27 protein-coding genes are annotated in these 22,999 nt (G+C 60.3%); 21 read left to right on the top strand and 6 right to left on the bottom strand.

Annotation, left to right across the window (positions count from 1 at the left end; genetic code table 11):
- Positions 1-154: 154 nt before the first annotated feature.
- Complete coding sequence (locus YU3_RS0123960; RefSeq protein WP_051334067.1) at positions 155-1,135, top strand: alpha/beta hydrolase; 981 nt, start codon at positions 155-157, stop codon at positions 1,133-1,135.
- Between the two features lie 209 nt (positions 1,136-1,344).
- On the opposite strand, the gene YU3_RS38795 is transcribed toward YU3_RS0123960, so the two are convergent.
- Entirely contained in the window at positions 1,345-1,791 is a 447-nt protein-coding gene (locus YU3_RS38795) for a hypothetical protein (RefSeq protein WP_051334066.1), read from the bottom strand.
- Between YU3_RS38795 and YU3_RS0123950 the strand changes: the two genes are divergently transcribed.
- The 5 genes from YU3_RS0123950 (at position 1,790) to YU3_RS39650 (ending at position 4,979) form a co-directional block, all read left to right on the top strand.
- The gene (locus YU3_RS0123950) at positions 1,790-2,092 is read left to right on the top strand and encodes a hypothetical protein (RefSeq protein ID WP_051334065.1); all 303 of its coding nucleotides are present in this window, start codon (positions 1,790-1,792) and stop codon (positions 2,090-2,092) included. The genes YU3_RS38795 and YU3_RS0123950 overlap by 2 nt on opposite strands.
- Positions 2,089-3,309, top strand: coding sequence for an Nramp family divalent metal transporter (locus YU3_RS0123945; RefSeq protein WP_027168603.1), 1,221 nt, complete (start codon positions 2,089-2,091; stop codon positions 3,307-3,309). Before YU3_RS0123950 ends, YU3_RS0123945 begins: the two co-directional genes overlap by 4 nt.
- On the top strand, positions 3,306-3,668 hold the full coding sequence (locus YU3_RS0123940; protein ID WP_245273640.1) for a hypothetical protein: 363 nt from the start codon (positions 3,306-3,308) through the stop codon (positions 3,666-3,668). Before YU3_RS0123945 ends, YU3_RS0123940 begins: the two co-directional genes overlap by 4 nt.
- A gap of 2 nt (positions 3,669-3,670) precedes the next feature.
- Positions 3,671-4,012: a hypothetical protein gene (locus tag YU3_RS0123935; protein WP_027168601.1), complete on the top strand. Its 342-nt coding sequence runs from the start codon at positions 3,671-3,673 to the stop codon at positions 4,010-4,012.
- A 751-nt stretch (positions 4,013-4,763) separates the two neighbouring features.
- Positions 4,764-4,979: a hypothetical protein gene (locus YU3_RS39650; protein WP_084508264.1), complete on the top strand. Its 216-nt coding sequence runs from the start codon at positions 4,764-4,766 to the stop codon at positions 4,977-4,979.
- A gap of 150 nt (positions 4,980-5,129) precedes the next feature.
- On the opposite strand, the gene YU3_RS37370 is transcribed toward YU3_RS39650, so the two are convergent.
- Positions 5,130-5,762: a redoxin domain-containing protein gene (locus YU3_RS37370; RefSeq protein WP_348631187.1), complete on the bottom strand. Its 633-nt coding sequence runs from the start codon at positions 5,760-5,762 to the stop codon at positions 5,130-5,132.
- 508 nt (positions 5,763-6,270) lie between these two features.
- Between YU3_RS37370 and YU3_RS0123910 the strand changes: the two genes are divergently transcribed.
- From YU3_RS0123910 to YU3_RS41820, 5 genes are all read left to right on the top strand, one after another.
- Positions 6,271-7,764, top strand: coding sequence for an FAD-dependent oxidoreductase (locus YU3_RS0123910; protein WP_027168598.1), 1,494 nt, complete (start codon positions 6,271-6,273; stop codon positions 7,762-7,764).
- Entirely contained in the window at positions 7,724-8,848 is a 1,125-nt protein-coding gene (locus YU3_RS0123905; protein WP_245273639.1) for an NADP-dependent oxidoreductase, read from the top strand. Before YU3_RS0123910 ends, YU3_RS0123905 begins: the two co-directional genes overlap by 41 nt.
- A 232-nt stretch (positions 8,849-9,080) precedes the next feature.
- On the top strand, positions 9,081-9,782 hold the full coding sequence (locus YU3_RS37360) for an SDR family oxidoreductase (RefSeq protein ID WP_198021707.1): 702 nt from the start codon (positions 9,081-9,083) through the stop codon (positions 9,780-9,782).
- Positions 9,783-9,857: 75 nt separating this feature from the next.
- Positions 9,858-10,175 (top strand): aldehyde dehydrogenase family protein, encoded by a 318-nt coding sequence (locus YU3_RS41825; RefSeq protein WP_027168596.1) that lies wholly within the window; start codon positions 9,858-9,860, stop codon positions 10,173-10,175.
- A complete protein-coding gene (locus YU3_RS41820) occupies positions 10,115-10,597 on the top strand; it encodes an aldehyde dehydrogenase family protein (protein WP_245273638.1) in 483 nt (160 codons plus the stop codon). Before YU3_RS41825 ends, YU3_RS41820 begins: the two co-directional genes overlap by 61 nt.
- A 614-nt stretch (positions 10,598-11,211) precedes the next feature.
- On the opposite strand, the gene YU3_RS0123885 is transcribed toward YU3_RS41820, so the two are convergent.
- Positions 11,212-12,579 (bottom strand): PAS domain S-box protein, encoded by a 1,368-nt coding sequence (locus YU3_RS0123885; RefSeq protein ID WP_245273636.1) that lies wholly within the window; start codon positions 12,577-12,579, stop codon positions 11,212-11,214.
- A 380-nt stretch (positions 12,580-12,959) separates the two neighbouring features.
- On the opposite strand from YU3_RS0123885, the gene YU3_RS42275 reads away from it, so the two are divergent.
- The 6 genes from YU3_RS42275 to YU3_RS0123850 all read left to right on the top strand — a co-directional run bounded on the left by YU3_RS42275 (position 12,960) and on the right by YU3_RS0123850 (position 16,891).
- Positions 12,960-13,526 (top strand): hypothetical protein, encoded by a 567-nt coding sequence (locus YU3_RS42275; protein ID WP_348631186.1) that lies wholly within the window; start codon positions 12,960-12,962, stop codon positions 13,524-13,526.
- A gap of 23 nt (positions 13,527-13,549) precedes the next feature.
- Positions 13,550-13,939, top strand: coding sequence for a hypothetical protein (locus YU3_RS42270; protein WP_348631191.1), 390 nt, complete (start codon positions 13,550-13,552; stop codon positions 13,937-13,939).
- A gap of 78 nt (positions 13,940-14,017) precedes the next feature.
- Entirely contained in the window at positions 14,018-15,082 is a 1,065-nt protein-coding gene (locus tag YU3_RS0123865; RefSeq protein ID WP_245273635.1) for a cation diffusion facilitator family transporter, read from the top strand.
- Between the two features lie 131 nt (positions 15,083-15,213).
- Positions 15,214-15,579 carry a PRC-barrel domain-containing protein gene (locus YU3_RS0123860; protein WP_027168590.1) on the top strand — a complete coding sequence of 122 codons (366 nt, stop codon included), beginning with the start codon at positions 15,214-15,216 and terminating at the stop codon, positions 15,577-15,579.
- Between the two features lie 43 nt (positions 15,580-15,622).
- Positions 15,623-15,805: a hypothetical protein gene (locus tag YU3_RS0123855; protein ID WP_027168589.1), complete on the top strand. Its 183-nt coding sequence runs from the start codon at positions 15,623-15,625 to the stop codon at positions 15,803-15,805.
- 840 nt (positions 15,806-16,645) lie between these two features.
- Positions 16,646-16,891, top strand: a complete 246-nt coding sequence (locus tag YU3_RS0123850) for a hypothetical protein (RefSeq protein ID WP_027168588.1) — start codon at positions 16,646-16,648, stop codon at positions 16,889-16,891.
- Here YU3_RS0123850 and YU3_RS37350 read toward each other — a convergent pair.
- Positions 16,884-17,273: a low affinity iron permease family protein gene (locus tag YU3_RS37350; protein ID WP_051334064.1), complete on the bottom strand. Its 390-nt coding sequence runs from the start codon at positions 17,271-17,273 to the stop codon at positions 16,884-16,886. The genes YU3_RS0123850 and YU3_RS37350 overlap by 8 nt on opposite strands.
- A 171-nt stretch (positions 17,274-17,444) precedes the next feature.
- On the opposite strand from YU3_RS37350, the gene YU3_RS0123840 reads away from it, so the two are divergent.
- Positions 17,445-17,981, top strand: a complete 537-nt coding sequence (locus YU3_RS0123840) for an inorganic diphosphatase (RefSeq protein WP_027168587.1) — start codon at positions 17,445-17,447, stop codon at positions 17,979-17,981.
- 131 nt (positions 17,982-18,112) lie between these two features.
- Here YU3_RS0123840 and YU3_RS0123835 read toward each other — a convergent pair whose 3' ends face one another.
- Complete coding sequence (locus YU3_RS0123835) at positions 18,113-18,634, bottom strand: ferritin-like domain-containing protein (RefSeq protein WP_027168586.1); 522 nt, start codon at positions 18,632-18,634, stop codon at positions 18,113-18,115.
- A gap of 185 nt (positions 18,635-18,819) precedes the next feature.
- Complete coding sequence (locus YU3_RS0123830) at positions 18,820-19,074, bottom strand: hypothetical protein (RefSeq protein ID WP_027168585.1); 255 nt, start codon at positions 19,072-19,074, stop codon at positions 18,820-18,822.
- 285 nt (positions 19,075-19,359) lie between these two features.
- On the opposite strand from YU3_RS0123830, the gene YU3_RS0123825 reads away from it, so the two are divergent.
- The 3 genes from YU3_RS0123825 to YU3_RS0123815 all read left to right on the top strand — a co-directional run bounded on the left by YU3_RS0123825 (position 19,360) and on the right by YU3_RS0123815 (position 22,905).
- Entirely contained in the window at positions 19,360-20,370 is a 1,011-nt protein-coding gene (locus YU3_RS0123825) for an SDR family oxidoreductase (protein WP_198021710.1), read from the top strand.
- A 227-nt stretch (positions 20,371-20,597) separates the two neighbouring features.
- The gene (locus YU3_RS0123820) at positions 20,598-21,626 is read left to right on the top strand and encodes a YihY/virulence factor BrkB family protein (RefSeq protein ID WP_027168583.1); all 1,029 of its coding nucleotides are present in this window, start codon (positions 20,598-20,600) and stop codon (positions 21,624-21,626) included.
- Positions 21,627-21,993: 367 nt separating this feature from the next.
- Positions 21,994-22,905, top strand: a complete 912-nt coding sequence (locus YU3_RS0123815) for a membrane protein (RefSeq protein ID WP_027168582.1) — start codon at positions 21,994-21,996, stop codon at positions 22,903-22,905.
- The last annotated feature ends 94 nt before the right edge of the window (positions 22,906-22,999 follow it).

Here is a 22,999-nt window from a genome sequence, read left to right as displayed (position 1 = left end):
CGAAATCTGGACGCCAGGCGCTACGCAATCAGGTCGAGGAAGAGACCGAACTGCCCCAGAAAGGATCGGCCTGAACCGGCCCATCAGTGACGCCGCGCTGCCGAGGATCGTTAAGCCCTGCTGGTGGCCTCCCCGCCCTCGAATCCTTGCAATCGTGACCGCAAAGCCCAAACAGAAAGCCGTCCTGTTGCTTGCGGCGGTAACGGTTGGCTTGGCCCTGTACAACAACCTGCTTGCGAGACGGGCATTGGCTGGACGCCCGCTCGGGCGCTTCATCCACCTCCGCAGAACGAAGCTGCATTTCTTGGAGGCAGGCCATGGGCAAACGCTGCTGCTGTTGCATGGCAATGGCGCTTCGGTGGAAGACTTCACGACAAGCGGCATCTTCGACAAAGCCGCTGCCAAATATCGCGTACTTGCCTTCGACAGACCCGGGTTCGGCATGAGCCCACGCCCGGCAGGCAGACCTTGGACCGCCAGCGCCCAGGCCGATCTCATCCAGGCCGCGGCCGCGAAGCTTGGCATCGAGCGCTACGTCGTTGTCGGCCATTCCTGGGGGGCCGCCGTGGCGCTCGAGATGGCGCGTCGATATCCCCGCTTCGTCACCGGTATTGTTGTCGTCGCTGGTTATCATTACCCGCCGCCACGGCTGGCTCTTGCCATCTCCGCGCTGCCAGCGCTTCCGCTGATCGGGACGGTGTTGCGCCACACCGTGCTGCCTTCGCTGGTCAGGCTGAACTGGCGCTGGGCGATGAAGAAGATTTTCTATCCGGCAACGATAGCGGCGCCTTTCGCGGCAACGACAAGAGAGTTGGCGAGCCGCCCCTCGCAGCTGCGGTCCATCTCTGCGGAATCTTTCCTGATGCTGGTGTCGGCACTATTCCCAAATCGTCGATACGCGGACATCGCCGTCCCTGTCGGGATAATTGCCGGTGCTGGCGATCAACTGTTCGACGCCAAGGCCGAGGCGCTGCGGCTGCAAGCCGAGATAAGCCACTCGCTGCTGGATATCGTCTTGGATTCCGGACACATGGTACATCAAAGCAAGCCGCCGGCGGTTCTCGCCATGATCGACAAGGTTGCCGCCTTTGCCAGCGCCAATGAGAGGCCGGAATCGAGTCGGAACCAATGCTAACTCCGCCTCGGCTGGAGTCTGGCGCGCAGATGATCGATCGCCGACCGAAGATTAGCCAAACGATGTCGGAAACAGGCCCTGCTGCCGCATCGATTGCGACCTCACGCGAATTGGTCAAATCGCCTCCAAGCATCTTTGTATTCACGATCATTGCAGCAGGCTTGCGCATACATCCCGAACGAGTCGAAGCAGAATGGCGAACGCGTAGTTCACATCCAATCGCTCAATCGGGATCCGCCCCGTAGCTGCGCCGCCAGCCATGGACCGAACGCGCGCTCTGCCGCTGTGCCGGTCACGCTTTTCTGGTCAGTGAGCGCGATTACCCAGCTTCTGGCGCGCTCGGGCAACATCGTGGCTAGGTGTCGCGATTCATGGCCGTCCTGATACAGGGCAAGAACAAGCGAAGTTAGGGCGGCATGGAACCAGGCAAGCCTCGGCTCCGCAAATCCTGAACACGGGAGGAACTTTCCTGTGGTTGCGGCCTTTATCTTCATGATTTCAAGCAATTGCAATGAGAGGAAGATGGCCGGCTCGGCTATTCGGCTAACCCGCGCCTTTTTACCGCTGCTCTTACTGGCGCTAACCTCCTGTTCTTCATCTGAAACCGCCGAACAGCAAATCAAGCTTGCAAGCTCGACGGCGCAGGCGGCCGTCATGGTGACCGATGCCTGGCTTTCGGGCGCCGCGCCACCCCGCTACGCCTCTTCTGCCTTGCAATCCTTCACCGAGACACTCGCCGACGCCGGCCGGCAGGTGCAGTTGGCCTCTCCGTCGGATCCAGCGAGGCGCGAGGCGGTAAGCACGGCCCTCGGCCGGTTGTCGAGCGCGGCAAAGCGGGCCCAGACCGCGGTTGATGCCGAGCAGCACGCGCAGGCCGGCCAGGCGCAACGGGAGCTTCGCGCCGCGCAAAGCGATCTCGCCACCGCCTATCGACAATATTTCTCGCCGGACCGATGAAGAAGCTGCTGGAGATCTCGCTTGGTGTCGTCACCAGCGTCGGCGGCTTTCTGGAGGTCGGTTCGATAGCGACTGCGGCACAGGCCGGCGCGCTGTTCGGCTTCCAACTCGTCTGGGCGGTCGTGCTCGGCACCATCTGCATCATCTTCCTGGTCGAGATGGCCGGCCGCTTCGCTGCCGTCAGTCATCACACTATCGCCGATGGCATCCGCGAAAGGTTCGGCTTCAACGCGTTCATCTGGCCTCTGCTTGCAGCCTTGTTTGTCAACTTCCTGGTGCTTTCCGCGGAAATAGGCGGCGTTGCCATCGCGGCCGAGCTTGCCACCGGTGTTGGCTTCCAGTGGTGCGCGTTGCCGGTGGCGTTTTTCGTGTGGCTGCTGTTGTGGAAAGGCACGTTCGGCCTCATCGAAAAAGGTATGTCGATGCTTGGCCTGGTCACACTGTGCTTCGTCGCGGCAGCCGTGATGCTTCACCCCGACTGGAAGGAGGTGGCCACCGGTGCCGTGCCTAATTTGCCGCAGCACGACACGGCAAAATACTGGTTCATGGCCGTCAGCATTCTCGGCGCCTCGATATCGCCTTACCTCTTCATGTTCTATTCTTCGGGAGGAATCGAGGACCAATGGGACAAGACCTATATCGGCGCCAACCGGGCCATTGCCGGCCTGGGCATGAGTTTCGGCGGAGGGATCTCTGTAGGCGTGCTGATCGTGGCGGCTCTTGTGCTTGGCGCTCATGGCGTGACCCAGGTGGACGACTACAACCAGCTTCCTCTGATGCTGATCCCAATATTCGGCTTCTGGGGTTTCGTACTTTTCGTTGTTTCGCTGGCCATCGCCTGCTTCGGTGCCGCGCTCGAGGTGGCGTTGCAGCAAGCCTATCTTGTCGCTCAGGGATTCGGCTGGACGTGGGGCGAAGACCTCAAGCCCCGCGACGATCCCGGCTTCAGCCTCGTCTACACGCTCAGCGTCTTCCTCGCCGCCGTTCCGATAGCGCTCGGTCTCGATCCGCTGAAGCTCACGATTTTCTCAATGGCACTGACCGCGGCCAGCCTGCCGCTGACCGTGGTGCCGTTCCTTTTCCTGCTGAATGACGACCATTATGTCGGCGAGCACTGCAATGGCGTCATTTCGAACGCGGCCGTGATCTTCATCATCGCGCTAGGCTTCGTGCTGGCGCTGGTGACCATTCCGCTGCAGATATTCGGAGGCACATGATGCAGCTGCTGCGCGACATACTGGACAAGCAGGTCGTCGATCGCGAGCAGGTCAAGATCGGCAAGGTGGATGGGCTGGTCGCCGAGCTGAGGCAAGCAAAGCCGCCCAGGGTCATTGCCGTCGAACTTGGCTCCATCGCGCTGGGGCGACGGCTTGGTGCTGTGCCCGGGCGATGGGCCGCGCGGCTCGTGGCAAGGCTGAGCGGCAAGCGCCAGACACGGCCGCATCGGATCGCGTGGAACAAGGTGCGCGACATCGGGGTCGACATCGAATTCGATATCGACGTGCGCCAGACCAAAATCTTTGCCTGGCAGGACTGGCTGCGCGAACACGTCATCGGCCGGATTCCGGGGGCCTGACGATGGCGACCGTCAATCTCGATCATCTGGCCGGCAGGCGCCTGTTGTCCGAACGCGACAGGAGCATCGGCTATATCGAGGAGATCATCGCAGAGTGGGATGGCGAAGACCTCGTCGTGACAGAATTCCACGTCGGTATCTTCGCCGCTTTCGAACGCCTGTCGGCGTCGACCATCGGCACTGCATTGCTCGACTTCTTCGGGCTGCGGCGTCGCGAAGGTCTCTACCGCATTCCCTGGGACAAGATCGATATTTCCGATCCGGCACGCCCGAGGCTGCTCTGCTCGGATCAAGAGCTTTCCGGCTTTAAGGCCGGAAGTCAACGACGAAAAACTTCGCGCTGAAATGCTCGTCAGACAGAGCTGAAGTCAACCAACTATTGATCCCGCTCGGGTCTCGGCTGCAAAAGTCGAGTGTCGAAGGTGTCAGGCAAGTGCGGGTGAGTTGGCGCCCGGACGGATGCTGTGGTCATAACGTCCCACGGCAAGAGAACGGTCATCTTCGCCTCTTGTTCTGGCCAGAGCGGTCTGCCGGCCAGCGAGAACACGATTGCGAGCAAGCATGTCAGGAGGAGGGCTGCGAATAGGTTCGCAATGATTTCGCCGAACTGCATGTGCGACTCCCGCAAACAAACACCCGCCGTCTCGCAGACAGCGGCGGGTGTTTGTGAACCGGCGACAAAGGGACTGACGCTCGCCGGTTCCTAACCAAATGAGCTTCACCGGCTTATGTTTCGGGATTGGGACCAATGCTTTCGGCCTTGGGACTACAGTCGCAAGGCGTTCATATCCAGCTCAGGACCGCTACGGACGGCAACGTAACACTTCGCCAGCCGTTTTGCGCGGATGCCTCCGGAACCATCGCCTCGGCCTCGCCGTTCACGCTTCGAGTCAGGAAGGAGGTTCCAATGACCGGCAAGGCACCACCTACACCTCCCGGGAACCAAAGCCCGAAGGGTCCCGGCGACTCGAAACAGGCGCCGCTTCATCAGAAGAGCAAGGGCGGATCTCCAGTTCAAGATCCAGAGAAACGCGGGCACCAGGGCAATACCAGGGTGAACGTCACTCCACAGCGCAGTCAGCAGGACCGTTGAACATGTCGACATCCCGCAAGACGCCCGCGAGCGTACGGCAAGGCGGCCCGGGCGCAGCTCACGAGAACGCCAAAGCTCCGCTGAAGATCAGAAAACCGCCGGCGGATTCCGATCAGCGCAGCCATAGCGGTGTGTCGGGTGGTGGCGGCGAGCGCGACCGGCATCATAGCCATGATCCGGAGAGAAAAGGCGACACGCGGCCTGCGCACCGGCGGTGAACCGCTCCCGATCTGAGCTGGGACACTCGCCTTCTTGGCGGGCCGGCTGGCATTGCAAGCTGCTGGCCCAGAGTGCTCGCGCGCTGCCGTGGCTACGCTGGGGTAAGACACGCATTGCCTGAAATCGTGGGCGGACGATTTCACCCTTTGTCAGGCCTGCCCGCGAATTGATCGACCGCTCCCGCCATTTGTAGCATCAGCTCGTCCATTGAGATTGAATTGTCTCCGTAGGGATAGAAGTCTGATTTGTCGCCGCTTTTCCATTTCTGCCGTAGTTCGGGGTCGGTAATGTCCCAATCGTGATAGGTCTGGCGCGCCAACTCGCGCAGCTCGGCGTGCAAACGACGCAGATGGTCGTCCCCAATAGTAATAGCCATTATAGATTTTGAATACTTTCAGATCGCGGCCTAGCACGATTGTGTGCGGGATCATCACGTCGTGCGACGTATCAGTATATTCCTTGATGTCCAGATCCTTCTGCACGATCCGCTCCTCGTCATAGAGGAAAGGCCATGAGGCCACGGTCTGCTGGCGGTAGTTGTTCGTGGTATGCCAGTCGTCCGTTGTGATAGTGACAAGTTGGGTGTAGCCGACGACGAACTGCGGATGGAAGCGCACGAGTTCGAGCATATGCTGACGATCCTTCGGGCAGAACGAGCCGCGCGTCAGCACAATGACCATAAGCTGGTCGCCTTGCAGGTCTGATAAGCGCCGAGGTGTCTTGGTGTGGTCGGGAAGAACATAATCCGGGAATTTCGCTCCAGCCGATATATCCTGTCTCATCAGAATTCTCCTATGTGTTTGGGACACGAACCGAACCCGCGTGACTGCGGCTTGTTCCTAGGATTTGCGCGGCGCAAGAGGTGGAACCTCCTGTGAGCATGCCGGTTTCGCGCTCGGCCGCTCACCGCTGCTTTCGTGGAATGGAACAGCGGCTTTGTGAAACTGTTGTTTATGCTGCAAAGGAGAATGCCAGTGCTGGCAGGTGAGAGCGAAACTGACGCGGGTCGCGTATCGGTTGCCGTTTCCACGAATTTTCGGGCGCAGGCGCTAGCCGGCCAATACGGCCTCAGCATCGAGCAAACCCGTGAGTTGGTAGCGCGGCATGGCAACGATGAATAAACCCTGGAGCAGAAGGCAGCTAAATTGAAAGCTGACCAGAACGCCGCGAAAAGCTGAATGGACGCCAGGCTGCCATCTCGACATGCGGCTGATCCGAATAGGAGCATGCAGGCCAAGCCGACGGCGGTTGAGGGCAAGTCGCGCGCGGCAAGGCGTCATGGCAAATTGAATGACAGACGTAACCAAAACCGCATCGCTCGGCGGCCAGAATGCGAGCTGCTGGACAGCAACGGCCAGACAGACCGACTACTCGCCGATCACCGGCTCCATCGAAGCCGAGACCGTCATAATAGGGGCTGGTATCGTTGGGCTGACCGCCGCATTGCGGCTCTGCGAAGCCGGACGCTCCGTTATCCTCCTGGAGGCGTTGCGTGTCGGCCGTCAGGTGACCGGCCGCTCGACCGCCAAGATCACGACCCAGCACGGCCTGATCTATCACGACCTTATCCGCAATCTGGGACGGCCGGCGGCACAGAACTATGCCGATGCCAATCGTGCCGGCGTCGACCAGATTCTCGACTGGACAAGTGCGCATGGGATCGAATGCGATCTCGAGACCATGCCGGCCTACGCCTATACCACCGATACTGCCCGGCGCGGAGATATCGCGGCCGAAGCGCAAGCAGCTCGGCAAATGGGCCTCGATGCTGAAGCGATCGACCGCGCCCCGCTTCCTTTCGATACGGCCGGTGCGTTACGCTTTCCCGACCAGGCCCAGTTTAATCCCGCGCGGTACGCAGTCGGTCTTGCCCTGGCGGTCGAGAAGTTGGGCGGTCGCATTTTCGAAGCGAGCCGCGTGACGTCGATCGACGAAGAAAACGCTTGGCGCGTTGCGGCGAACGATGGAACCGTGCGCGCCGATCACGTCGTCGTCGCCACGAACATGACGATCGAGAGCCCGGTCGGGATGGCGAACCGGACACAGCCGCGAAGCCATACAGCCATGGCTTTTCGCATCGAGGATCCTGCAGCCTTCGAGGGTTTCTTCCTCGGCATCGACGACCCGACGCGATCCATCCGGACAGGGCGCGACGATAAGGGGCCGCTGCTTTTGGTGCTCGGGCCGAAATTCAACACCGGTCAGGATGGCGACGTGGCTCGACGGTTCGTCGAGCTCGAAGCTTGGGCGCGCGTCAACCTTCCTGTAGGCGATGTCGCCTGGCGCTGGTGCAATGAAGATTATGACACGCCGGATCGGGTGCCGTATGCCGGAGAGCCCGACCCCGGCAAGTCACCAGGCTTTTATATCGCAACCGGCTTCAACGCCTGGGGTATCAGCAACGGGACTGCCGCCGGAATGCTGATCGCCGAGCACATTTTAGGCCGGTCATGTCCCTGGGATAAGCTTTACGATCCGGCGCGGCCCTACGACAAAAAGTTTCACGTCAATGGGGATAGCCAGTCGATTGTCGAAAGCTTCGATCAAATCGCGCCCGGAGAAGGCGGTGTCGTTGTAAACGGCGAACGAAAGATAGCTGCCTGGCGCGAAAAATCCGGCGCGCTGCATGCTGTCGAAGCAGTCTGTACACATAAGGGCTGCACAGTGAGCTGGAACAATGCTGATCGAACATGGGATTGCCCGTGCCATGGCTCGATCTTCGCGGCGGACGGATCGCTCATTCATGGCCCCGCCAGAAAGCCGCTCCAACCGGTCGTCCTTTGAAGGCCTGATGCCCGGGAGGAGCGGTGATAATGACGGGATCGGGTCCCCTTTGACGCCAACAGCTTTGGCGGCTCTGCGGCCGGGCGCCCGGAACCAATTCTCCTGTCGGCAGTTAGGCGGGCAAATTCGGCGGCGGGAGCACAGAAGGGACAGGAGTACCGGAATGCAGAGTGTTCGTATCCATGCATTTGGCGGCCCGCAGGTGTTGACGCTCGAGACGGCGCCGACGCCCGAGCCTCAGCCCGAAGAGATTCTGGTTCGCATACATGCTGCGAGCATCAACCCGGTAGACTACAAGATCCGCAACGGCGGCTATGTTGAGAAGGATCGCCTGCCTCTGACACTCGGGCGTGATTTCTCCGGCGTGGTCGAACGATGCGGGCCGAATGTCGAGGCTTTCAAGCCGGGCGATGCGGTCTATGCGATGTTGACACCGGACCGGGGTGGTTACGCTGAGTTCGTGGCCGCCAAGGCTCAGGATTGCGCGGCCAAGCCGGAACGGCTCGATCATCTGCATGCGGCGGCCGTTCCGTTGGCGGCACTGACCGCATGGCAGGGCATTTTCGACCATGGCGGTGTGAGCGCAGGCCAGCGGACACTGATTCACGGCGCCGCCGGCGGTGTCGGCCATTTTGCGGTTCAGTTCGCAAAGGCAAGAGGCGCGACGGTATTCGCAACATGCTCGGGGCGCGACATCGACTTCGTGCAGAGCCTCGGCGCCGACGAGGCCATCGATTACAAGAACCAGCGGTTCGAGGATGCCGTGCGCGATGTCGATCTCGTCTATGATCTCGTCGCCGGCGAGACCCAGGAGCGCTCCTGGTCGGTTCTCAAGGAGGGCGGGACCATTGTCTCGACGCTTCAGCAACCCTCGAAGGAAAAAGCCGCCGAGCGCAAAGCTCGTGGGACCCACTACATGGCCAAGCCGGACGGTGCTCAGCTTGCCGAGATCGGGCGGCTGATCGACGAGGGCACTGTCCGCGTCGAGGTTGGCAAGGTTTTCCCGCTGCGCCAGGCGGCGGACGCTGAACGCGCCTTGGAAGAGGGGCACGTCCGCGGCAAGGTTGTTCTGAAGGTCGCATAGCGGCTGAAACGCCCCGGCCCACCGAGGGCGACCCACCGATCTCTGTTGTGAAGAACAGGCGGCCTTGAGCGAGGCTCAAAAGATAGGGATTCTTCGATGGCAGGACGACTGGACGGCAAAGTTGCGATCGTGAGGGAGCGGGCGCAGGTATCGGCGAGGCGATCGCGCACAAATTCGCGCGGGAAGGTGCCAGGCTGGTGCTCGCAGCTTGCCCGACGATCCTGTAGAAGATGTGGCTCGGGTCATTCGCGACAACGGCGGGCAGGCGGAGGTGTGCTTCGCCGATCTCGCCGAGGAGCAATCGGCCGGCGCGTGTGTCGAGAAGGCGATCGACCGCTTCGGCAAGCTCAACGTTCTCGTGAACAATGCCGGCGTCTTTCTCGAAGTGGCCGAGTGCCAGGACTATTCGGTGGAAAATTTCGACCGGACCATGCTCGACAACATGCGCTCCGTATTCCTGATGACGAAGTTCGCGCTGCCGCACCTGCAGGAGACACGCGGTGCCGTGCTCAATGCCGGTTCCGAAGCCGGCGAAATGGGTGAAGGCAACAACGCTCGCGGCATCGCCTTCGAGCAAGCCAAATATGGCGTGCGCGCAAACTGCGTCTGTCCCGGGCCCGTCGATACGGCCTGGACGCACAAGAAAAGCGGCCCCATCGACGAGCAGATGGAAAAGATGACGGTTGCCGGCACGGTGCTCGGACGTCGTGGCACACCCGAGGAGATCGCCAACGTCTATGCTTTCCTTGCCTCGGACGAAGCGAGCAACGTGACCGGCGCTCTCTGGTATGTCGATGGCGGCACGACGATCGCCAAGGGTTGGCCCGGCCAAATCGTCCCTGCGGAGCTTGCGACGCAACCGAAACCTTCGCTGCCGCGGCGACACAGCCATGACGGGCTGAGGAACAAGGCGACCCAGAACCGGCTGCACTGAATTTCAGCCGAAGCGGCACGCAATGGCGATGGCTCTTCGCTAATCGCCGCCTAACTGTATGTAGGAGTCCGGCTGATGGCATTCACTTCGATCAACCCGGCAACCGGCGAAACTCTCGCGAGCTATGAAGAAACTTCGGCGGCCGCGATTGCTGACATCATTGCCAACGTCCACGAGGCCTGGCGCGAGTGGCGGCACCGCGATTTCGGCGAACGGGCGCGGTTTATGCGGGCAGCGGCCGGCCTGCTTCGCGACCGCTCGCAGGATTACGCACGGCTGATGGCAGAAGAGACGGGCAAGCCTGTCAGGCAGGGGGTGGCAGAGGCGCAGAAATGCGCGACGACCTGCGATTACTTTGCCGACAATTCAGCAAGATCCATGCGCCTGAGATGATCGAAGCGCGACCTCCGAAGCGCTCCGTTGTCTTCCAGCCGTTGGGCGTCATTCTCGCGGTCATGCCCTGGAACTTTCCGTTCTGGCAGGTATTCCGTTTCGCCGCGCCGGCGCTCATGGCCGGGAATGCGTCGATCCTGAAGCATTCGTCGAACGATCCGGGCTGCGCGCTGGCGATCGAGGAGGTATTCCGCGAAGCGGGCTTCCCGGAACATCTCTTCCGCACTCTGATGGTCGGCTCGAGTGCCGTGGACAGTACAGTCGAGGATCCGCGGATACGCGCCGTCACTCTCACCGGCAGCGGCCCTGCAGGCCGCGCAGTCGCGCGGCGAGCGTCTGGCCATCGGCGAAATCGACGCCGGCTCCGTGTTCGTCAACGCTACTGTCCAATCGGACCCCAAGCTCCCCTTCGGTGGCGTTAAGGAGAGCGGCTTTGGCCGCGAGCTGTCGCATTACGGGATCAAGCAGTTCGTCAACATCAAGACCATCGTGGTCGCTGCAAGTGATGGTTCTCCCGTGCATGCCCAGTCAGGCGCCCGATCGGAGTGACCACGACACCAATGCAGGATCGCTTCGCTTTGCCGCGTCGCTTCGGTTTTGAGGCGCAGACTTAGCGGCGCTTTCGCGCGTGGAGTGGCGACATGCCAAGCCCCTGGTAAGCGGTACGCCATGGCGAGAGTCGCGCCGTTTATGCCGTCGATCAGGTGTCCTGGGCCAACGAGATGGCTCCAAAATTCGCATCGCGGCACATTCAGTGGTTTTGCAAGTTCGGCTGGAACAAAGCGAATTCCCGCAAGTTGGATCACGAGGTGACGTCCGGCTTACCCAACAGCCAGTACCCCGCGTCACCAGAGAGTCCGCCCCGTCACCGTGGCGGACTCTCTCTACAAATAGCTCAGGCCAACAATGCCATTTTTGCAATTCGGCACTGCGATCCAATCCAAGGACCTTGTGGCGGATCCTTCTTGATCGTTGACAAGGCTATCCATGCTTCAATTCGCAATGGCGGCATCGGCAACGGCTAACTTTGTGAAGCTCATTCCGAGATGCTTTGCACCGATCGCAGCGGGGCGGTCAGCGTCCAGACAAGGCCGGACTCGCTGAATTCCAGTTGACCAGATCCGTCAATCGCCTGCGGGGCCACGCGTTTGAGGACGAGCGTGCCGAAGCCCTGGCGATCGAATTGCTTGATCGCAGGCCCACCGGATTCCCGCCACATCAGTCGAAATGTGTCGGCGCCTTCGGCAATCTTGGCTACTTCCCATTGAACCTCTATCAGGCCGGCCTGCCGGGATAAGGCTCCGTACTTGGCAGCGTTCGTGGCCAGCTCATGAAATGCAATGCCCAGATACTGCACAGCGTTAGATCCCAGCAAGATTGCGGGACCGGTCACTGATAGCCGGGAGTGAGCGACAAATGGCTTGAGCTGTGCCTCAATCAACTCTTGCAGAGCTGCACCTTGCCAGCCGCCTTCGACCAGGAGATCATGCGATTGCGAAAGTGCCGTGATGCGACTCCGAACCTGGTCGACAAAACTTTCCGGCGTGCTCGTCAGCTTTCCGATCTCGCGTACCATTGAAATGATCACCGCATACTGATTTTTTACGCGGTGATTGACTTCCCGCATGAGAAGCCGGATGCGCCGCTCGCTCTCCTTATAGGAGCTGACGTCGCGCGCGATCTTCGAGGCACCAACAATTCTTCCACTGCCATCGCGAATCGGGGAGACGGTAAGCGAGACTGGAACCTGGGTCCCATCCTTGCGCAGCCGGACAGTCTCGTAGGTCGGCGTGCGTTCGCCCTTGCGAAGGCGGGCCATGATCGCCGTCTCCTCGCTTAACCTGTCCGCGGGAATAAGCATGGTCACCGGTCGGCCAATCGCCTCGGCGGCTGTATAGCCGAATAGATTGACTGCTGCCTCGTTCCAACTGGTCATGATACCGTTCATGTCCTTCGACACGATGGCATCCATCGAAGACTCGACGATGGCGGCCAGCCGCATGTCAGATTCGTCGGCGCGTGTTTGCGTCCGCAGGTCGAGCAAAGTGTTCATCGCGCCCTCGACCTTGCCCGTCGCATCGCGCAGCAGGATCGGATGTGCGCTGAACGGGATCAACTCGCCATTCGGGCGCTCGATGACAGCCTTGCCGCCGTGGACGTTGCGGCCCTCCAGCAGCGCGACCGCCATGGGACAATCCCGATGCGCCATGGCATTTCCGTCGAGATGACGGAGCTTCCACGAACCGCACCATCTGTCCGCCCCGATCACTGGACGACGCCCCCAAAGTTCGGCAGCCGACTCATTGAAGTACGTGATGTAGCCATCCTTGTCCGTGATATAGACGGCAACCGGCAAACCTTGCATCAAGTCGGTTGAGTTGCCGACGTAGGGCGTGAGATCCATGTCTGTCTCGCATGCGAAGGATGGTGGTCCACCAAACCGCTAAGACCCCAAATGCGCCTGACATGCTTCGGTTCCATGATGCCCATGTGGCAAATTTTGTTGCTCGGCACCGACCGAGATCTCGAAATTCGAGGTGGGAACCGTCCCCCTCTAGGCATTGACAAGCCGTGGCGATTGGCGTTTAGCCGCGGTGTCGCCGATCGAACATATTGCCCCGTTTCCTGGTCCCCGAGCTCACTCGACGAATGCCGGCAAAATGCATTCACTGAAATCCGCCCGGGAGCAGGCCAGCTATGATGCGCAAGTTGGGACCGCCGTGGCGCAAGCCACTGCGTTAGCCTATTGCAGTGATATCGAGCCAGGCATCCGGCGCCGACGCAATGGTCGGTATTTTCACTACATTGGTCCAAAGCGTGACAGGATTGTCGACCCCGGCGGTTCTTGACCGGATTAGCCGGCTCGCGATCCCGCCGGCCTGGAGCGACGTCTGGATCTCGCCACACCCCAAGGGTCATCTCCAAGCAACCGGCCGCGACGATCGTGGCCGCAAACAATATCGCTATCACTCCCAATGGATGGCTTTTCGTGACGAAGCAAAATACTCCAGCCTGACGGCCTTCGCCCATGCGCTGCCTCGTCTCAGACGACACATCGAGGTTGATTTGCGCAAGAAGGGACTGGGAGCGGAACGCGTGATAGCCTCTGTCGTCTGGCTTCTCGATAAGACGCTTATCCGGGTCGGTAACCCGGCCTACGCGCATGAAAACAACAGCTTTGGGCTCACGACCTTGCGCGACCGTCATGCGACCATCGACGGTTCAACGCTTCATTTCGCTTTTCGCGGTAAATCCGGCAAGGAATGGAAGCTCAAGATCCATGACCGCCGCGTTGCCAAGATCGTGAAGGGTGCTCAGGACCTTCCGGGGCAGCACCTGTTCAGTATGTAGAGCCGGATGGGTCACGCAAGGCAATACACTCGCACGACATCAATGACTACATTCGCAGCGCCAGCAAAGCTGATTTCAGTTCCAAGCACTTCCGGACCTGGGCGGGTACGGTTCGCGCAGCGAAAATTCTTTCACAAACAGAGCTTCCGAAGACTAAGCGGGAGACGGCGATCGCCATGAACATGGCGATAGACGCCGTTGCCGCCAAGCTCGGCAACACCTGCGCCGTCTGTCGTAAGTGCTATGTCCACCCGCTTGTGATCGATGCCTGGTACGCCGGTCGACTGGGCGACGAACTCGATAAGATCGAGCGACGGCTACGCAAGCCGCCGCAGCGACTGCACAAATGGGAAGCGCTGGTGCTCCGCTTTTTGGAGACATCTGAAGCTTCGTATCTCGCGCCGCCCTCGTAGCGAATCTTGTCCCACTATGGCGTCGACTTTGGATTGCCGCGGTCCGGCGCCATCAGGGCGGTGTGAAGGCGGAACAACATGGACGCCCGGAAGTTTGTTCGCGATACGACCGTGGCCGTTCGCATGCGCGCTACTCCTCCAGCTTTGAGGAAAATTCCGGACGTGACCGAAACCAACCATGAAACGGATCGGCTTTCGATTGCGCATCCTTCAAGGAAGACCATTTACGCGGCTCTCGTAGGCAATCTGCTGATTGCGATATCGAAGTTCATCGCGGCCGCATTCACCAACAGTTCCGCAATGACCAGCGAGGGTGTGCACTCGCTAATCGATACCAGCAACGAAGTGCTGCTTCTGCATGGCCTCAACCGTTCGTCAAAGCCACCGGATGACAGTCATCCGCTTGGGCACGGGCGCGAGCTCTATTTCTGGAGCTTCGTCGTCGCGCTGCTTGTCTTCGCCCTCGGTGCCGGCGTTTCCTTCTACGAAGGCGTAATTCACATCCGCGCCCCGGTATCGATCGAGAACGCTGGCGTCAATTTCGTTATCCTGGCTCTTTCTGCGGTTTTTGAAGGTTATTCTTGGCAGATCGCCTTCAAGCACTTCAGATCGTTCAAGGGGGAAGGCAATTTTCTGGAAGCAATCCGCCGAAGCAAGGATCCAACTGTTTTCACTGTGCTGCTGGAAGACAGCGCTGCGTTGACGGGTATTGGCATTGCGTTTGTGAGCATCGTGTTGGCTCAATACTTCGATATGCCGTCGCTGGATGGGGTTGGTTCGATATGCATCGGCGTCTTGCTCGCGGTGACCGCAGGATTCTTGGCACGGGAATGCAAGGGACTGCTGATTGGAGAGCGAGCAGCGCCGGCCATCGAGGCCGCCATCTTGGCGATGGCAAGGGAAGATCCGGCCATTCAAAGAGCTAACGGCGTGATTACGGTTCATCTGGCGCCCGACCAGGTCGTGGCCGCGCTCAGCGCCCAGTTTCACGATGAAGCGAATGCCGACGATATCGAAGAGTGCGTCGAACGCCTGGAAACGCGGCTAGCCGCCGAGCGCCAGGAAGTCACAACGCTGTTCGTGAAGCCGCAGACAAGCCGGCGATGGAGCGGCAACGGCCCCTCGGTTCCGACTGCTCCGTGACCATGTCATATGTCGGCGGTTGGCCTATTCAGGCGGCTCACACGTCATGTGCTGACCAGTCGCTATTTTTGGGAACATCGCCTGCCACCAACGGTTTGGTATTATGCAAACCCAAACGAGGAGTGCAAGCCATGCCAACACCAAGCGGACATACCGACGCCATCCGGGCCTCGCGAGTGATCGGCACCAAAGTCTACAATCCGGCGGGAGAAGAGATTGGAACTGTCGAAGACGTGATGCTCGAAAAGACCGCCAACGACATCATGTTTGCCGTCATTTCGTTCGGCGGTTTTCTGGGTATCGGCGAGAAATATCATGCGATTCCCTGGTCGCTGCTGGATTTCGATCCCAATCGAGGCGGCTATACCGTGCCGTATAGCACCGAGCAGCTCAAGGCCGCGCCGGCGTATTCGATCGACGAACTAACCGTCGACGATGGCAGGGCGGCTCGCGAAGCTTCCTTTAACTACTGGCGTGTCGATCCATACTGGCAATGAGCTTTGTCTTCCTTGCCCAGTAAGTGCAGAGAGGCAAGTGACGATGCGCAAGAAGCGCGCAAACGCGTCCGAGAGGTCGGCCGTCGAACGTCGTACCAAGAAGAAGCGTGTGCTCGACGAACACCGTCAGAATCCGCATCCGGCCAGCGACGAGCATCTGCCGGACAGCGAGGAAGAACTCGTCAATTCGCAGAACCCGTCGAGGCGAGACATTGACGAGCCGTGACTGCCGCGTTCGGGCGGCGACTTTCCGGGCGAACAAAAATGCCGGACCGCGACAGCGGCGTGGTTTAGCGTTGAGGGGACAAGCGGATCCGACGGCAAGTCCAAAAATAGCCCAGAACTTCGACATGTCGACCGGGGCCTGCTTTCCGAGCGCCAGCGGGTGAACCGATCCACGCTCACGAGTTATCGGCGATCGGGAGCGTCGCTCGGGCCATCGCGGTCTTAAGACGGCACCCAGGCGACGACCCTCAGAGGCCAGGCCGTCTATGGCGCCTCTCATCTGAACGTTCTGCGTGGTGGTTGGCGGGCACTTGAAGATTCAGACCATCCGCCCACGCTGAAGCTGGCTGTCGAGCAGGCGCAAGCGTATGACGCAGCCATGGTCGATTACCCCGGTTTTTTTGCCTCGCGGCGCAACTACGACATCGGCCAGGGGATCGACTCGTCCGGCATTTGGCGGTCGAGGGTGCTCGAGGGCCATCCTCAGGATCGTCTCCCTGAAAGTGGATATCTGCCGCCTCCGGAGGCCTGCAATCGCTCCCGTACTGCTTGACGGCGGAGACGCGGACTGTTCGAATCTCCGGATCCTCTTTCATCAATTCCATTGCGGCGAGCTCGGCTGTGCTGCTGCCGCCGACCCGCCAACTGGCCTGATCACGCGCTACACCGTCGTCTCGCAGGCTATGCGCACTCCACCATCGTCGTAGGCGAGCTGTTGCCGTTCAGAACCTGGCGGGCGCCTGAGAACTTATCAAAATCCCGAACGACAAAAAACTGCTCGCGCGCACCCGGAACGATCGAGTCCCAATCGCCGTTAGCCACAAAAGCACAGGAGAAAGCGATGACCGGACGCAGAACTCATGAGCAGCAAATGCGTATCATCGAGGAGCGCGAGAACACGAAGAACGCGCCTAAGGAATTCGACGCCAAGGCGGAGCTGAATCAATCGGCTGCCGAGCGCGAGGCGCGACGGAAGGATTCGGATCTCAAAAGCGATGTGCCCGACCTTGTCGATCCGGACGACCGCAACATCCTGCGCGGCAAAAATCAGGAAAGCGCCCATAACAAGAACCGAGGTTCTAAGTAGGACCGCCTTCCGCGGGCGCGGCTGCGCCCTGGCTCGCGGCTTTGGCTTTTGCGCACCTATCTCTGAATTTTTGAACCTCCGCGTCGGTGAGATGTTCGATACCGATGAACTCGTTTTTTGCGCGTCCCGATCGGATGAGTTCATCGAGCTTTGCCTGGATGGCTGCGCCGTCGCAGTTCTGTGTGTTTTGAATCAGGAAAACAATAAGAAAAGTGACGATCGTGGTACCGGTGTTGATGATCAGCTGCCAGGTCTCCGAATACCGGAAAATCGGGCCTGTAACAGCCCAGAAGGCTACCGAAACCAAGCACAAGGCGAAGATCCACGCACGTCCGGCGCCGAGGGCGACAATTTCCGCAAGCCGGTTGAACGCCTTTTCCATTTTGAACTCCGATTGGGCGCCCGCCTATTTGCTGGAGGCATCCGGACCGTTGCAATGATCAACGCGGCGACGGCGCGCGAGTTTCAGCGGTTCACACGAGTCCCGAACGAGCACTGGGAACTTTTCGTCTCCGGCAGTCCTTAGAATGAGAATTGAAAGCCAGTTTGGATCATGCCGGATTACGAGAAGCTGCCGACGATGAATGGCGACCGCGTGAGGGTCGTCGTCGAAACGCCGCGCGGCGCAGCTGCGAAGTTCTCCTACGAGCCCAAAACCGGCGTCTTTGAATTCACCCGCCCGCTGGCGGTTGGAAACATCTATCCCTACGATTGGGGTTTCGTGCCATCGACGCTCGGCGAGGATGGCGACCCGTTGGATGGCCTCGTCGTTCACCAGGCGGCGTCTGCGCCCGGCGTCGTCATCAATTGCCATCTGCTAGGGGCGCTGCGCGTCAAACAAAAGGATGCGGAAGGTTCGCAATTCCACAATGACCGCTATATCTTTCGCCCTCACAAGCAGGACGCGCACGACAAGCCGGTTCTGGAGGACCACGTGCCCGACGATCTGCGCCACGAAATCGAGCAGTTCTTCCTGTCATCGGTGCTGGGGACGGGTAAGAAGATCGAGTTAGAAGGCTGGTGCGACGCCAAGGAAGCGGCCGCTCTGCTGAAAAGGGGGATGAAGAATTTCGCAAAAAAGGAAAGATGACACGCTGATTGACTGCTGTCTCGCCGCGCCATTACCTCGTCAAAAGAATGCGGCCTCGGTCAGATGACCGGGGCCGCATCGCCAGGCTCGGCGTGGCATGCGAACGGCAGCGCATGTCACGTCAGCGCGCCTTACGCGGCCGCCTGCAAGGCCCGCTTGTTCGCACCGCTTTCGCCGAGCTTGGTAAGTGTCTCGTCGGTGGCGGATTCTTCCTTGAGAGTCTCGCGCAGCAAGGGCAGGGCGTCTTTCAGCCCCAGTTCCTCCGCCCAGGCAATCAGCGTGCCGTAGCGCGCTATCTCATAATGCTCGACCGACTGGACGGCAGCTACAAGGCCGGCGTCGAGCGCCGGCTCGTCCTTGTATTCCTCGAGGATTTCCGACCCCTCTTCGATGATGCCATCGATCGCGGGGCACGTCTTACCCCGCACCGGTTTGCCCAGCATTTCGAATACTTGTTCGAGCCGATCGACCTGGCCTTCCGTTTCGGTGCGATGCTTTTCGAAGGCCGCGCTCACCTCTTCCGCCTGCGCCGCCTTAGCCATTTTCGGCAGCGTCCTCAGGATTTTCTTTTCCGCATAGTAGATGTCTTTCAGGCCGTCCACGAACAGGCTTTCGAGGCCGTTCGCGGCGCCGGACGAACTTTTCTTCGCCATGAATGTCTCCTTCAATGGGTTGCCTTTCCAAGGAACGGCGCCCGACTATTGTTCTAAGCATTAAGGAAGGTGTTCCTTCCTTAAGCAGCAAAACTGGCATGATCGACCGATGTTCCCGACGAAATAACTTGTGAAGCTGATGTTCAGAAAGCTCCGACGATCCGAGGTAAGATGAGGGGGTCACTTCAGTGGACCCTTATCCTCGAGAGCTGGTCGAGAATGATGAGCGCTACGCTCGGCTCTGAATGCTCCAGCAGACCCTGCTCAGCGGCCGCCTTCTTGAAAGCAGCAAAGGCGATTGCCGGGCGGCAAATCCCGTTGCCCGCGTCTTCCACCAAGCGGGCTTCCGGCCAAGCGCCTTCTTGGCGTCGGCGATCGAGGAAAACCACCATCGTGCCGCCGTTGACGAAGTGGATCGTGAGCGGCAGGAATCTGCTCAAGGCTCTTTCACCATCCTAGCCTCTCCTTCGTGCGCCAGGCGAGGCCGATGACGGCCGCTGCCAGAACATGAATGAAATAGGATTTCATCTTGCCACCGTGTAGTGGCCATAAACGAAGTGCCACCGGGTGGTTGCATCCACCTCTGCATGACTTCCACAGCGAGCCAGCACTTGGCCGAAGACGACCGGGAAGCTGGAGGTACGGAACAACTCCAACCTTTTCTGTCCGCATGCGTTGTCTCCCGAAAGCGAAGGAGAAATACGATGCCGACGAAATCCAACAGAATGGCTCAATCCGCGACGTCAGTAAGATCCGCTGCGCGGAGCAATTCCTTATCCGAGCAAGCGGCTAGCAAGCAGCGGAGTGTGCAGCGCAAGGTCGACGCGACCGATCGCGCCAAGCCGAACGGCAAATCCAAATCGCAACGAGCCATGCAGGCGGGCGCGCGCGAATATCCGGTGCCGCCCTTCCCGAAGCAGCACCATCCGAAGCCCGGCGAGGAATGGGCGATCGAGCCGGCGCCGCTCTATGATGCGCCGTTCTGGCAGGGGTCGAACAAGTTGGAGGGCAAGGTGGCGCTTATCACCGGCGGCGACTCCGGCATCGGCCGCTCGGTCGCCGTGTTGTTCGCCCGTGAAGGGGCGGACGTCGCCGTTGTCTACCTTAGCGAGGACCGCGACGCGAAGGCGACAAAGCAAGCAGTCGAGGCCGAAGGCAGGAGCTGCATCACCATACGCGGCGATGTCGCCAGGCGGACCTTCTGCCGCAAGGCGGTGGAGCAGACGCTGAAGGCCTTCGGCAAACTGGACGTTCTTGTCAACAACGCCGCCTTTCAAGTGCATTCGTCCGAATTTGCAGACCTCACCGAGCAGCATTTCGACACCACGCTGAAGACCAATCTCTATGGTTATTTCCATATGGCCCAGGAGGCCGTGCCCCACATGAAGCCCGGCTCGGCAATCATCAACACCGGTTCGGTGACCGGCATCGAAGGCTCGAAGGATCTGATCGACTACTCGATGACAAAAGGCGGCATTCACGCCTTCACACGGGCCCTGTCGGGCAGCCTGGTCAGCAAGGGTATTCGCGTCAATGCCGTGGCGCCGGGGCCGGTGTGGACGCCGCTCAACCCATCGGAAAAGGAGGCAGAGGACGTCTCGCGGTTCGGCGCCCAGACGCCGATGAAGCGGCCGGCCCAGCCGGAAGAGATCGCTCCAGCCTACGTGTTTCTCGCCTCGCCGCAATGCTCCAGCTATATCACTGGCGAGATATTGCCGATCATCGGAGGTTACTGAACGCGGCCGCTGCCGGTCATCGGAACGTCGCTCCACCGCCACCGGTTGCTGGGATGTGTATGCGATCACGCTGGAACCATATGATGCACGCGCTATTGATCTCAGCGGGCCGTGTCAGCGGGACCGGGTGGTAAAGAGAACAGGGTGGTTTTCCCGGCTTCACACCTTGGCCAACGAAAGGCGCTCTCGTCCCATCCGGCCCGCTTTAATTGGCCATTGGATAGCGTATGGCGGAACACGGGAAATCGAAGGCTGGCTGGTATCGGGAAGCCTGGCTTTTGCTGAAGGAAAGCGTCAGCGGGTACATGAGTGACGATGCGCTGAGCCATGGCGCGGCGATTGCTTTCTATGCCACGACCTCCCTTGCGCCGGTCGTTCTCATTGTGGTGGCGATCGCCGGCATCGTCGTCGGCAACGATGCTGCCCAGCTCGCGCTCTCGGCCGAGTTCGCGGGTGTGATGGGGCCGCAGAGCGCCGATCTCCTCAAGGCAACGATCGAGACCGCTTCGCATCGCGGGTCCAGCACGCTGGCCACCATCCTCGGGCTGATGGCGCTCCTTGTCACCGCCTCCGGCGTCTTCGGCGAGATGCAGCTGTCGCTGAACCAGATATGGAAGGTAAAGCCCAATGGCGTTTCGCTATCGCGCCTGGTGCGGGCGAGGGCAGCGAGCCTCGGCCTGGTGGCGGCTCTTGGTTTCATGCTTCTGGTGTCCCTTGCGGCAAGCACCGCGATCTCGGCACTGGGCGAGTACATAGATCAGCGCCTGCCTTTCGGCGAACTGATCGTGAGTGCCACCAACACCGTCGTGTCCTTCGTGCTGATCGCGCTGCTCTTTTCCGCGATCTACAAGGTCCTGCCGGACCGCACGCTGAAATGGCGCGACGTCGCCGTTGGTTCGCTGGTCACAGCACTGCTGTTCACCATCGGCAAGTCGGCGATCGGCTGGTACATCGGCACCAGCGCCATCGCGACGTCTTATGGCGCCGCTGGCGCGCTGATGGTCGTGCTGCTGTGGGTCTATTACTCGGCCCAGATATTTCTATTCGGCGCCGAGATCACCCGCGCCTATTCGGTGCGGAGCGGCAGCCGGCAGGATCTCGCCCCGGTGGTGCAGAGCAGGCCGGGCTCGCAACTTAGATCTGGAGCCGCGACTGCAGTGCGGTTCGGATCTTCCGAGAGGAAGATTCGCGGTTGGATCGTTTTCATCTACCTGATCACGCTGCTGGTCTCGCAGGTCTGGCGGCGGGAGGACTGAGCGCCACCCCAGCCGTCCTACTCGTCGAACCCGAGTGATCTTCAAGGCGGAACTAATACAGCGTTCTGAAGTTGGCCTTGCGGCGGCACCCGATTTTACAGGCCGCCGGTCGGTTAAACCCAGATCGCGCTCCGGCTAGCCCGGGCGTGGCGCCGACGGCCGTTGGCATGCGGCCGTCAATAAGTAAATCCGGCATTCTATTCTGAACTAACTCACTATCCATGGAACGAAAGCCAGTTGTCTGAATTGGTACATTGCCTTGACAACATAGGAGGTCGATATGGGCCGCGGTATATTGCTTTGGCTGCTCGGAGTTCCAATTCCAATCATTATCTTGCTCATGCTGTTCGCACGGTAGGAGCCTCAGATGAACTCCGCAATTGCTGATGTTGAAATTTCCGCCGCAAGGGAATCGCCCTTATCCGCCGTCAATTGGGGCCCGATCATCGCCGGTGCTTTCGCTGCGTCGACGCTGACGGTGATCCTGATGCTGGTCGGGTCCGGACTTGGCTTGACCATGGTTTCACCTTGGACCGGCGCAAGCGCATCGGCCACCACATTCGCGGTCTCGGCTGCGGCCTGGCTGGTCGTCGTGCAATGGCTCTCGGCCGGCCTGGGCGGCTATCTCACCGGCCGGCTACGCACAAAATGGGTCGGCATTCACGACAATGAAGTCGTCTTTCGCGATACCGCGCACGGCTTCCTTGCCTGGGCGCTGGCAACATTGCTGGTTGCGGGTGTCTTCGGTTCGGCTTTGTCAGCAGCTGTCGGCGCGGGCGTGCAGGCCGCCTCCAACATCGCAGCAGGGGCGACGGCGGGGGCCACATCTGCTGCCACCAGTGGCGCCGGGGGGGCACCCGACAGCAACAGTTTGGCCTACTTCGCCGATGCGCTGTTTCGCCCGGCCGACACCGGAACCGTCGCCCCCGCTGGACAGAATGACGCCGGCGCGACCGCGCAGGCAACTCGCATCCTGGTCGCGAGCGCTGCCAGAGGTGAAGTGTCGCCAGACGACAAGGCCTATCTTGCCAAACTGGTCGCATCCCGCACCGGGCTTTCGGAGGCCGACGCCGCCAAGCGCGTAGATACCGTCCTCACCGGCATGGAGGATGCCAAGAACAAGGCAAAGGCGGCCGCCGATACGGCCAGGAAGGCAAGCGCCGCTTTCGCGCTGGTCGGCGCCCTATCCATGATTGTGGGCGCTTTCATCGCTAGCGTGGCCGCAGTGCTCGGCGGCAAGCAGCGCGATGAAGACGAGGCGCTGTTCGTTCGCGACTGACCGCAAGTACCGCTCGCCTGCTGACATTTATCCAATCAAATTTGCCCGCTGGCTTGCCCGCGGGCAAATTGTTTTTAGTGGAGCTGGCGGGTAG

It is taken from the genome of Mesorhizobium sp. WSM3224 (assembly GCF_000427725.1).
GTDB lineage: Bacteria > Pseudomonadota > Alphaproteobacteria > Rhizobiales > Rhizobiaceae > Mesorhizobium.
Note: the sequence above shows the minus strand (reverse complement) of the source record. Positions and strands in the feature narration are given on the sequence as shown.

Bases quoted from the DNA above. Each gene is read 5' to 3' on its own strand.
- YU3_RS0123950 (WP_051334065.1), top strand. From the start codon at position 1,790: ATGGTGACCGATGCCTGGCTTTCGGGCGCCGCGCCACCCCGCTACGCC.
- YU3_RS38795 (WP_051334066.1), bottom strand. From the start codon at position 1,791: ATGACGGCCGCCTGCGCCGTCGAGCTTGCAAGCTTGATTTGCTGTTCG.
- YU3_RS0123945 (WP_027168603.1), top strand. From the start codon at position 2,089: ATGAAGAAGCTGCTGGAGATCTCGCTTGGTGTCGTCACCAGCGTCGGC.
- YU3_RS0123940 (WP_245273640.1), top strand. From the start codon at position 3,306: ATGATGCAGCTGCTGCGCGACATACTGGACAAGCAGGTCGTCGATCGC.
- YU3_RS0123935 (WP_027168601.1), top strand. From the start codon at position 3,671: ATGGCGACCGTCAATCTCGATCATCTGGCCGGCAGGCGCCTGTTGTCC.
- YU3_RS39650 (WP_084508264.1), top strand. From the start codon at position 4,764: ATGTCGACATCCCGCAAGACGCCCGCGAGCGTACGGCAAGGCGGCCCG.
- YU3_RS37370 (WP_348631187.1), bottom strand. From the start codon at position 5,762: ATGAGACAGGATATATCGGCTGGAGCGAAATTCCCGGATTATGTTCTT.
- YU3_RS0123910 (WP_027168598.1), top strand. From the start codon at position 6,271: ATGACAGACGTAACCAAAACCGCATCGCTCGGCGGCCAGAATGCGAGC.
- YU3_RS0123905 (WP_245273639.1), top strand. From the start codon at position 7,724: ATGGCCCCGCCAGAAAGCCGCTCCAACCGGTCGTCCTTTGAAGGCCTG.
- YU3_RS41825 (WP_027168596.1), top strand. From the start codon at position 9,858: ATGGCATTCACTTCGATCAACCCGGCAACCGGCGAAACTCTCGCGAGC.
- YU3_RS41820 (WP_245273638.1), top strand. From the start codon at position 10,115: ATGCGCGACGACCTGCGATTACTTTGCCGACAATTCAGCAAGATCCAT.
- YU3_RS0123885 (WP_245273636.1), bottom strand. From the start codon at position 12,579: ATGGATCTCACGCCCTACGTCGGCAACTCAACCGACTTGATGCAAGGT.
- YU3_RS42275 (WP_348631186.1), top strand. From the start codon at position 12,960: ATGGTCGGTATTTTCACTACATTGGTCCAAAGCGTGACAGGATTGTCG.
- YU3_RS0123865 (WP_245273635.1), top strand. From the start codon at position 14,018: ATGGACGCCCGGAAGTTTGTTCGCGATACGACCGTGGCCGTTCGCATG.
- YU3_RS0123860 (WP_027168590.1), top strand. From the start codon at position 15,214: ATGCCAACACCAAGCGGACATACCGACGCCATCCGGGCCTCGCGAGTG.
- YU3_RS0123855 (WP_027168589.1), top strand. From the start codon at position 15,623: ATGCGCAAGAAGCGCGCAAACGCGTCCGAGAGGTCGGCCGTCGAACGT.
- YU3_RS0123850 (WP_027168588.1), top strand. From the start codon at position 16,646: ATGACCGGACGCAGAACTCATGAGCAGCAAATGCGTATCATCGAGGAG.
- YU3_RS37350 (WP_051334064.1), bottom strand. From the start codon at position 17,273: ATGGAAAAGGCGTTCAACCGGCTTGCGGAAATTGTCGCCCTCGGCGCC.
- YU3_RS0123840 (WP_027168587.1), top strand. From the start codon at position 17,445: ATGCCGGATTACGAGAAGCTGCCGACGATGAATGGCGACCGCGTGAGG.
- YU3_RS0123835 (WP_027168586.1), bottom strand. From the start codon at position 18,634: ATGGCGAAGAAAAGTTCGTCCGGCGCCGCGAACGGCCTCGAAAGCCTG.
- YU3_RS0123825 (WP_198021710.1), top strand. From the start codon at position 19,360: ATGGCTCAATCCGCGACGTCAGTAAGATCCGCTGCGCGGAGCAATTCC.
- YU3_RS0123820 (WP_027168583.1), top strand. From the start codon at position 20,598: ATGGCGGAACACGGGAAATCGAAGGCTGGCTGGTATCGGGAAGCCTGG.
- YU3_RS0123815 (WP_027168582.1), top strand. From the start codon at position 21,994: ATGAACTCCGCAATTGCTGATGTTGAAATTTCCGCCGCAAGGGAATCG.